The sequence below is a fragment of the Bacillus nitratireducens genome, assembly GCF_001884135.1.
GTDB classification, from domain to species: domain Bacteria; phylum Bacillota; class Bacilli; order Bacillales; family Bacillaceae_G; genus Bacillus_A; species Bacillus_A nitratireducens.
In genome coordinates this window covers 79,451-88,130 of the sequence record NZ_MAOC01000085.1, presented here as the reverse complement: position 1 = coordinate 88,130, position 8,680 = coordinate 79,451, and the positions used below count along the sequence as shown (strand labels likewise).

The following is an 8,680-nucleotide window of genomic DNA, read 5'->3' as shown; positions in this document are numbered from 1 at the left end:
TGGTTGTTATCCATTATCGGCATCATATTTGGCATTTGGTTGTTATCCATTATCGGCATCATATTTGGTGGTTGGTTGTTATCCATTATTGGCATTATGTTTGGTGGTTGGTTGTTATCCATTATTGGCATTATGTTTGGTGGTTGGTTATTATCCATTATTGGCATTATGTTCGGCACTTGTATATTTGGCGGTATTACTTGCGGGATAGTAACATTTTCTTTTGATACGTTTGGCGAGACTATATTCCCTACATTTTCTTTCTTCACTTGCGGTGAGACTATATTCCCTACATTTTCTTTCTTCACTTGCGGTGAGACTATATTCCCTATATTTTCTTTTTTCACTTGCGGTGAGACTATATTCCCTACATTTTCTTTTTTCACTTGCGGTGAGACTATATTTCCTACATTTTCTTTCTTCACTTGCGGTGAGACTATATTCCCTACATTTTCTTTCTTCACTTGCGGTGAGACTATGTTCCCTACATTTTCTTTTTTCACTTGCGGTGAAATTATGTTTCCTACGTTTTCTTTTTTCACTTGTGGTGATACATTTCCTATATTGTCTTTTTTCGTTTGCGGAGAAATGACGTTGTTAGGTTTCATTTTACTAATTTGAGGAGCAATTAACTCGCTTCCCTTTTTTATTACATCTGAAATTTTATATTCTTTTTTCGCTTTAATTGGTGGTTGCGGTGGCTGCGGTAATACATTAATGGAAAATTTAGTATTATCCTTCGTAGTTGGCTTTTGCTTTTCTACTTTCTCTATAACAGGTGGTTTTTGAATAATAGACGGCTTTTCAACTGGTTTTTCTTTTTGAATCGGCTTTTCTTGTTGCACTTCTTTTTGCGGCTTCACCTGTATTTCTTTTTGCGGCTTCACCTGTATTTCTTTTTGTGGTTTCACTTGCATTTCTTTTTGCGGTTTTACCTGCATTTCTTTTTGTGGTTTTACCTGCATTTCTTTTTGCGGTTTTACCTGCATTTCTTTTTGCGTTTGTTGCATAGCTGGCTCTTGTGTAATCGGTGCTGATTGATACGTAATTTCCTCTTCATCTTCTATTCCAAGTGGAGTTGGTGTTGATACAAACTCTTTTTGTTGCACCTCTTTTACATATTGTTTTGGCGGCGTAGAACCCGCTCCAGGCTGTTGTTTCACATGAACGCCGTTTGATGGTACTTTAATTTTCATACCTGGCATGATTAAATCTGGATTACTAAGCTGTGTATTTGTTTTTTTCAGCGTGTCAAAATCCACTCCGTACTTTTTCGCAATTTTCCAAAGGGTATCCCCTTTTTGCACGATATGAATTTTCAAATTTTCCCCCTCCTGTATAACTTATCTATAAGTAACAAATCTCATGAAGTAACCCTTTCTAAATAACATTAACTTCTTTTCACTTTTATCACTTCTTCTATTTTCAATATAGTTCGAAGTGGAATAAGCATAAAAAACCACAATGATTTCTTCAAAACAATGTATGCCCATTTCGCTCTCGTTATGATTATATGTATGAAAAAAAGCAACGGAAATCCCGTTGCTTTAAACGCGTTCTAACATACGATTTAATGCAAGAACCGCTTCTTCTGTTACTTGATTTTCTACACGAATAACGTTAATTTCTTCTCCTCTTTCTATATTCTCAAGTGCCCATAGTAAGTGAGGTAAATCAATTCGGTTCATTGTTAAGCACGGACACATAAATGGATTTAGCGACATAATTTCTTTATCTGGATGTTGCTGAATGATTCGGTTCACTAAATTCATCTCTGTACCAATTGCCCACTTGCTTCCCGCTGGAGCAGCTTCAATCATATCAATAATATATTTCGTTGATCCTGCATAATCAGAAGCGGCAACAACTTCATAACAACATTCAGGGTGAACAATAATATTCATATCCGGATGATTTTTTCGCACGCTTTCAATATTTTTCACAGTAAAATTTTGATGAACAGAACAATGACCTTTCCATAAAATCACTTGAATTTCTTCTATATCTCCATCGTACTCTAATGAATCTGTATGCGGGTTCCATACTGCCATTTTATCTAACGGGATGCCTAAGTCATACGCTGTATTTCTTCCTAAATGTTGGTCTGGTAAAAAGACGAGACGTTCTTTTTGTGTAAACGCCCAAGACACCATTTGTTTTGCATTAGAAGAGGTTACTGTTGCCCCTCCATTACGACCGCAAAATGCTTTAATTGCAGCTGTTGAATTTACATACGTTAGCGGAATCATCGTATCCCCAAATAATTTTGCGAGCTCTTTCCACGCTCTTTCTGTTTGCTCAATATCTGCCATATCTGCCATTGAACACCCTGCACGCATATCTGGTAAGATGACAACTTGATCCTCTGTCGTTAACATATCTGCTGTTTCCGCCATAAAGTGTACACCACAAAACACAATATATTTCGCCTCTTTATTACTCGCTGCAACTTGCGCAAGTTGCAACGAATCCCCTGCTGCATCTGAAAATTGTACCACTTCATCTTTTTGATAATGATGCCCTGGAATAAATAGCAATTCACCCATTTTTTCTTTAATTTCGCGAACACGCTCTTCCATTTCTAATGTAGACATCGTTTGATAACGCTCTGGTAACATTACTTCGATTGGCTGAACTTTCTCTAAAATACCCATTTATGATTCTCCCCCTCTAAACCACTCTCATCACGCCTCAATATTAAAACTAATATCAAGTGCTCTCACTGAATGTGTTAACGCCCCAAGTGAAATATAATCCACTCCTGTTTTTCCGTATTTCGATAAATCTTCAATTGTAATACCACCTGAAGCCTCCGTAACGATGGCACTCGGTACAATTTTTGAAAACTCGCGAATCTCATCTGGCGTGCGATTATCGAACATAATAACATCTGCGCCGGCCTCTACCGCTTCTCTCACTTGCGCCTCCGTCTCTGTTTCGACTTCTACTTTCACCATATGTCCCAATCTTTCTTTCACCGATGTAACAGCTTTTGTAATTGATCCAGCAAACGTAATATGATTATCTTTAATCATGACACCATCATACAAACCGAATCTGTGATTAAATCCGCCTCCGCACACTACCGCGTATTTATCAAACATACGTAGTCCCGGCATCGTTTTTCTCGTATCACAAATACGCGTATGATTGCTATCTAACGTAAGTACTGCTTTACGAGTCATCGTTGCTATCCCGCTCATACGCTGAATAATATTTAATATAACGCGCTCCGCTGTTAATAAAGATGCAATAGGCCCTTTAGCTGTTGCTATAATTTCACCTTTTCCTACTAAGTCCCCATCTTTTTTATGGAGTGTAACTTCAATTTTTTCATCAATTAGTTTAAAACCCTCTTCTATTACTAAACTTCCCGCAAAGACCCCTGTATCCTTTACAAGAAAAGTTCCTTTTGCAATTGCATTATCGGGAAAGATAAGCTGCGATGTTACATCTCTTTCTCCTATATCTTCTAGAAAAAATCTATTTAGTGCTTCCTTAATTTTTAATGTGTTCATAAAACCCCTCTTCCCCTTATTAAACAAGTTGTAGTTTTCTTCTCACTCGAATAATCTCTTTCCTTACTCTATTTCTTTCTGGATAATCACTGCGATAATGACCACCAATACTTTCTTTTCTTTGCAATGCTGATACTGTTATAAGCTCACAAACTGTTAACATATTAATAAGCGTAATCTCTTCATTTGTAAGAGCATCATATTGTAATATCATATTTCTCACACCGTACCTACTAAACCATCTCGTAGCATATGATAAATTTTTCTCTGTTCGCACAATCCCAACATACTTCATCATGTATTCTTGTATTTCTTCTTTCAACGGTAAATCATTAAGAGCTATAAAACTTTTTTCTCTCTCTTCTGATATACTTTTTCTTTCTTGTGCTGGTCTAGCTAAAATGTGTTTTCCTATCCGCCTTCCGAACACAAGACCTTCCAATAATGAATTACTCGCCAATCTGTTCGCACCATGAACTCCATTACACGCCACTTCACCGACCGCATATAAGTTTGAAATGGATGTCTCTCCGTCACAATTTGTCTTCACGCCGCCCATATGAAAATGTGCACCCGGTACGACCGGAATAAGGTTCCCTTTTAAATCAACGCCATTCTTTTTACATAATGATGAAACGGTCGGAAAGCGCTGTTCAAAGTTTTGAATAGTTTCGATGTTTAAGTACACTTTTTCACCCGCAAGAAGTTGTTCATGAATAGCTCTTGCCACTACATCACGCGGTGCGAGATCTTTCCCGGGATGTATATCCATCATAAAACGCTGTCCCTTTTCATTTATAAGGACAGCTCCTTCCCCGCGAACTGCTTCAGAAACGAGACCACAACATCGCCCGCCCACGTATAACATTGTCGGATGAAATTGTACAAATTCTAGATCAACTAGTTCACCACCAGCTCGATATATCATCGCAAGTCCATCACCCGTAATTGTCTCGTCATTCGACGTAAAGGCATACAAACCACCGATTCCGCCTGATGCTAACACCGTATAATCAGCATAATAACGCTTCAGCTCTCCTTCACTATTTCGTGTTAAAGCCCCTACGCATTTATTATTTTCTATCATAAAATCGAGCACCATCTCTTGCTCTACAACAGTAACGTACGGAATTACTTCTTGAATTAAATGTTCTAATAAATTTTTACCGGTTGCATCTCCTCCCGCATGTAAAATACGACGTTTTCGATGAGCTCCTTCTTTACCAAGATGGAGCTCTTTTTCATCCCCATCAAACTTCATTCCATTTGTAATAAGCTTATTTATTTCTTTCGGCCCCTCTTCAACTAAATACCGAACTGCCTCTTCATTGTTATAATGACAACCTGCCACTAATGTATCTTCAAAATGCCCACTCGGATCGTCATATGCAGCAACAGCCGCTGCAATTCCCCCTTGGGCTAAATGCGTATTGTTATTACGTCCTGTTTTTTTTGTGATAATTATCACATTCTTTTCGTGACAAATCTCTTTTGCAACACGAAGTGCCGCAACGCCACTTCCAATAATCAAGACATCTGCACTTGGCATAATTGTTGCCTCCTACTTTACACTTTTCAACTGTCTTGACACCTATATTTACATAGTTTTAAAATAATGACAAGAGTTTTTTTACAATTCGTATTTTCACTATCATTCTCAAAACGAAAATAAACATCACTCTTACTGAAGAGAGGAATTCACATGATGATATATCTTGATTACGCAGCAACTACACCTATGAGCGAAGAAGCTTTAGAAACATATATACAAGCGACAAAAACATATTTCGGAAATGAACAAAGTTTACACGATATCGGCGGAAGTGCATCTTCTTTATTAAAAGTTTGTAGAGAAACATTTGCAGAAATGATCGGGGGGAAGGAACAAGGTGTATTCTTCACAAGCGGTGGTTCAGAGTCTAACTATCTTGCGATTCAATCACTTCTAAATGCTAGAAATGAGAAACATATTATTACGACACCTATGGAACACGCATCGATTCGAAGTTATTTTCAATCCTTACAATCGCAAGGCTATACAATTACTGAAATTCCTGTTGATAAAAACGGGCTAATTCATGTAGCGGATTTAGAAGCAGCTATTACAGAGAATACTGTTCTAGCAAGTATACAGCATGGAAATTCTGAAATCGGAACCGTTCAAAACATCGCAGAAATCGGGGCACTTTTAAAAAAATATAATGTTTTATTTCATTCGGACTGTGTTCAAACATTTGGTAAACTTCCAATAAACGTTACAGCAATGAAGATTGATAGTCTCTCAGTTTCAGCCCATAAAATATACGGGCCAAAAGGTGTCGGTGCTTGCTATATAAATCCGCAAACACGCTGGGAACAAATATTCCCTGGAACTTCTCATGAAAAAGGCTTTCGCCCTGGTACAGTAAACGTTCCTGGAATCGCTGCTTTTTTAACAGCCGCAGAGCATATATTAAAGAATCAAAAGGAAGAGAGCTTTCGTTTTAAACAATTACGATCTTATTTTTTAAAGCAATTACAAACACTTCCTCTAGAAATTGAAGTGAAAGGACATTCTACTTCTTGTTTACCACATATTATTGGGGTTACAATAAAAGGAATAGAAGGTCAATATACAATGCTAGAATGTAATCGCCATGGTATTGCTATTTCCACCGGAAGTGCTTGCCAAGTCGGTAAACAAGAACCTTCGAAAACAATGCTTGCAATTGGAAAAACGTATGAAGAGGCAAAACAATATGTCCGTTTTTCTTTCGGACAACAAACAACGAAAGAACAAATTGATACTACTATTCATGCACTACACGCAATTGGAAATCAATTTTATAGAGGTGTTAAATCATAATGAAGCAAAATGATCAAAAAAAGATTTTAGGTGAAGAAAGACGACAACTCATCCTTCAGTGGCTTCTCGCTGCAAATGAGCCGTTATCAGGGAGTGAACTATCTAAAAAGACGAATGTAAGTAGACAAGTTATCGTACAAGATATTTCCTTGCTCAAAGCACGCAATGAACCCATTATCGCGACTGCACAAGGATATTTATATTTAAAACCACAAGCGAAGCAACAAACTTTTGAACGCGTAATCGTATGCCAACATAAACCAGCCGAAGTACGTCAAGAACTTACCATGTTAGTTGACCACGGCGTTACAATTAAAGACGTAAAAGTTGAGCATCCTGTATACGGCGACTTAACAGCATCCATCATGGTAAGTAATCGCTTTGATGTAGAGCAATATTTACAAAAAATCGAAAACACAAACGCTTCCTACCTTTCGCAACTAACAGATGGTATTCACTTACATACAATCGAAGCAGATTCTAAAGAGAAATTAGATGCCGCTTGTGAGGCACTAGATAAAGCAGGATTTCTCGTTTATTAATGTAAAGCACAGAGTTTTTTATCATACTCTGTGCTTTTATTTTGTAGATGTTATAATATTGTAAACAATTATAAAGGAGATCAAATATGGGAATTGAACTCGTTCACTTTAGCACCGGTAAACCGAAACAAATGAAATATGGCGAAGATAAAGAAATGATAACAGGTATATGTAAAGATCCTACAGAAGAGGCCTTTCTCTCAAAAGACGGATTCCGTGGTGATGATGTAGCAGATTTAAAACATCACGGTGGACCTGATCGCGCAGTTTGTGTGTACCCACACGAGCATTACGCACTATGGGAAGAGGAATTTCAAACTACGCTTCCAGCTTCCACATTTGGCGAAAACATTACCGTAACAAATATGTTAGAGCGTGATGTTTGCATCGGAGATACATATCAATTAGGTGAAGCAATCATTCAAGTGACACAAGCTCGCGTCCCTTGTAGCACAATTTCAAAACGTCTTGGCATCCCTGGCATACTGCCGCGCATTGTAGCAACTGGATTTACTGGCTACTTATGCCGTGTCCTTCAAGAAGGTACTGTACGTAAAGATTCTAAAATTACATTGCTAGAACGTCCATCAAACAATGTATCTGTTTTGTTCTCTAACGAAATTTATTTTCATAATAGAAAAGATAAAGATGGCATTGAAAAAATTCTTGCTGTACCAGAACTAGCTGATATTTGGCGTGGTCAGTTAGAGGATCGTCTTGCGAAGTTGAAATAAAGAATCCCACCTATAAGAGGTGGGATTCTTTATTTCTATCACACGGTATACTAGCGACCGAAATTATATCGACTTAACTACAAAATACGACAAACACTCCCCTTACAACCAATAAGAAGAATAACTCCCTAGCACAGTAACAGAAAAACCGAGTGCTTCAAGCTCCATCGTTACACCTGGCAATAATACGTCATCGTATGCTTTGTCGACATCGATTAAGAAAAAGTAATTTCCAAGACCCGTTTTCATCGGGCGAGATTCGATTTTTGATAAGTTTAATTTTCTCCATGCGAAAGCTGATAACACTTGATATAGCGCTCCTGCATAATCTGCAGGTAACGTTATCATAAGCGTCGTTTTCTCCCCGCGATTTTCTCCGTTGCTTGGGAGTACTGCTCTCTTTTTCTTATGGAGCACTAGGAAGCGCGTATGATTATTTTTATGCGTATGAATGCTACGTCTTACGATCGTTAATCCGTATTTTTCTGCAGCTGCTTCATTTGCAATGGCAGCGATTTTTTCTTCAGGATGTTCTTTCACATATTGCGCAGCAGCGCTTGTTGATGTCATATCGCGAACGGTTACCCCTTTTAATTCCTCATTTAAAAATTTATGGCACTGTGCAATAGCATGTGGATGAGAATGTACAGCATATACTTCTTCCCACACTTCTGCATACTGCGGATGTACAAGTAAGTGTTGCTGAATCGGTACTGTAATTTCTCCTACAATAGAAAGTGGTTGCTCATGTACAAGGTAATCGACAGTTATATTTACTGAACCCTCAATCGCATTTTCTAACGGTACAACTGCGAAGTCCACATTTTCATTTGCAGCTGCATCTATACAATCTGGAATCGTTCGATACGGTACATGCTCTGCTTCCGGAAAAAAACGACTCACCGCCATATTTGTAAAAGTTGCTTCTGGTCCTAAATATCCTACTCGAATCATCGTCTTTTCCCCTCTTTTTCGTTTTCTTACTGTTATACCATACTTTTTTATATTCTTCTATGTAAATTTCGAATATTTAAAAAAGAC

At 37.9% G+C, this 8,680-nt stretch carries 7 protein-coding genes and 1 pseudogene; 3 read left to right on the top strand and 5 right to left on the bottom strand.

The window, feature by feature from the left end; genetic code table 11:
• From exsA to nadB, 4 genes and pseudogenes are all read right to left on the bottom strand, one after another.
• Positions 1 to 1,322: pseudogene (gene exsA / locus BAU23_RS23425) on the bottom strand (spore coat assembly protein ExsA); the annotation flags it as partial.
• A gap of 225 nt (positions 1,323 to 1,547) precedes the next feature.
• Positions 1,548 to 2,654 carry a quinolinate synthase NadA gene (gene nadA / locus BAU23_RS23420; RefSeq protein WP_000511758.1) on the bottom strand — a complete coding sequence of 369 codons (1,107 nt, stop codon included), beginning with the start codon at positions 2,652 to 2,654 and terminating at the stop codon, positions 1,548 to 1,550.
• 30 nt (positions 2,655 to 2,684) lie between these two features.
• Positions 2,685 to 3,518, bottom strand: a complete 834-nt coding sequence (gene nadC, locus BAU23_RS23415) for a carboxylating nicotinate-nucleotide diphosphorylase (RefSeq protein ID WP_001094124.1) — start codon at positions 3,516 to 3,518, stop codon at positions 2,685 to 2,687.
• Between the two features lie 19 nt (positions 3,519 to 3,537).
• Positions 3,538 to 5,067 carry an L-aspartate oxidase gene (nadB, locus tag BAU23_RS23410; protein ID WP_001138558.1) on the bottom strand — a complete coding sequence of 510 codons (1,530 nt, stop codon included), beginning with the start codon at positions 5,065 to 5,067 and terminating at the stop codon, positions 3,538 to 3,540.
• A 153-nt stretch (positions 5,068 to 5,220) separates the two neighbouring features.
• Here nadB and BAU23_RS23405 point away from each other — a divergent pair, with 153 nt between their 5' ends.
• The 3 genes from BAU23_RS23405 to BAU23_RS23395 all read left to right on the top strand — a co-directional run bounded on the left by BAU23_RS23405 (position 5,221) and on the right by BAU23_RS23395 (position 7,639).
• Positions 5,221 to 6,363 carry an IscS subfamily cysteine desulfurase gene (locus BAU23_RS23405; RefSeq protein ID WP_000973749.1) on the top strand — a complete coding sequence of 381 codons (1,143 nt, stop codon included), beginning with the start codon at positions 5,221 to 5,223 and terminating at the stop codon, positions 6,361 to 6,363.
• Entirely contained in the window at positions 6,363 to 6,905 is a 543-nt protein-coding gene (locus BAU23_RS23400; protein WP_000812242.1) for a transcription repressor NadR, read from the top strand. Before BAU23_RS23405 ends, BAU23_RS23400 begins: the two co-directional genes overlap by 1 nt.
• 86 nt (positions 6,906 to 6,991) lie before the next feature.
• Entirely contained in the window at positions 6,992 to 7,639 is a 648-nt protein-coding gene (locus BAU23_RS23395) for an MOSC domain-containing protein (protein ID WP_000510704.1), read from the top strand.
• A 102-nt stretch (positions 7,640 to 7,741) separates the two neighbouring features.
• Here the strand turns inward: BAU23_RS23395 and pheA are convergent, their stop codons facing one another.
• On the bottom strand, positions 7,742 to 8,593 hold the full coding sequence (gene pheA / locus BAU23_RS23390; protein WP_000621706.1) for a prephenate dehydratase: 852 nt from the start codon (positions 8,591 to 8,593) through the stop codon (positions 7,742 to 7,744).
• Positions 8,594 to 8,680 lie beyond the last annotated feature (87 nt).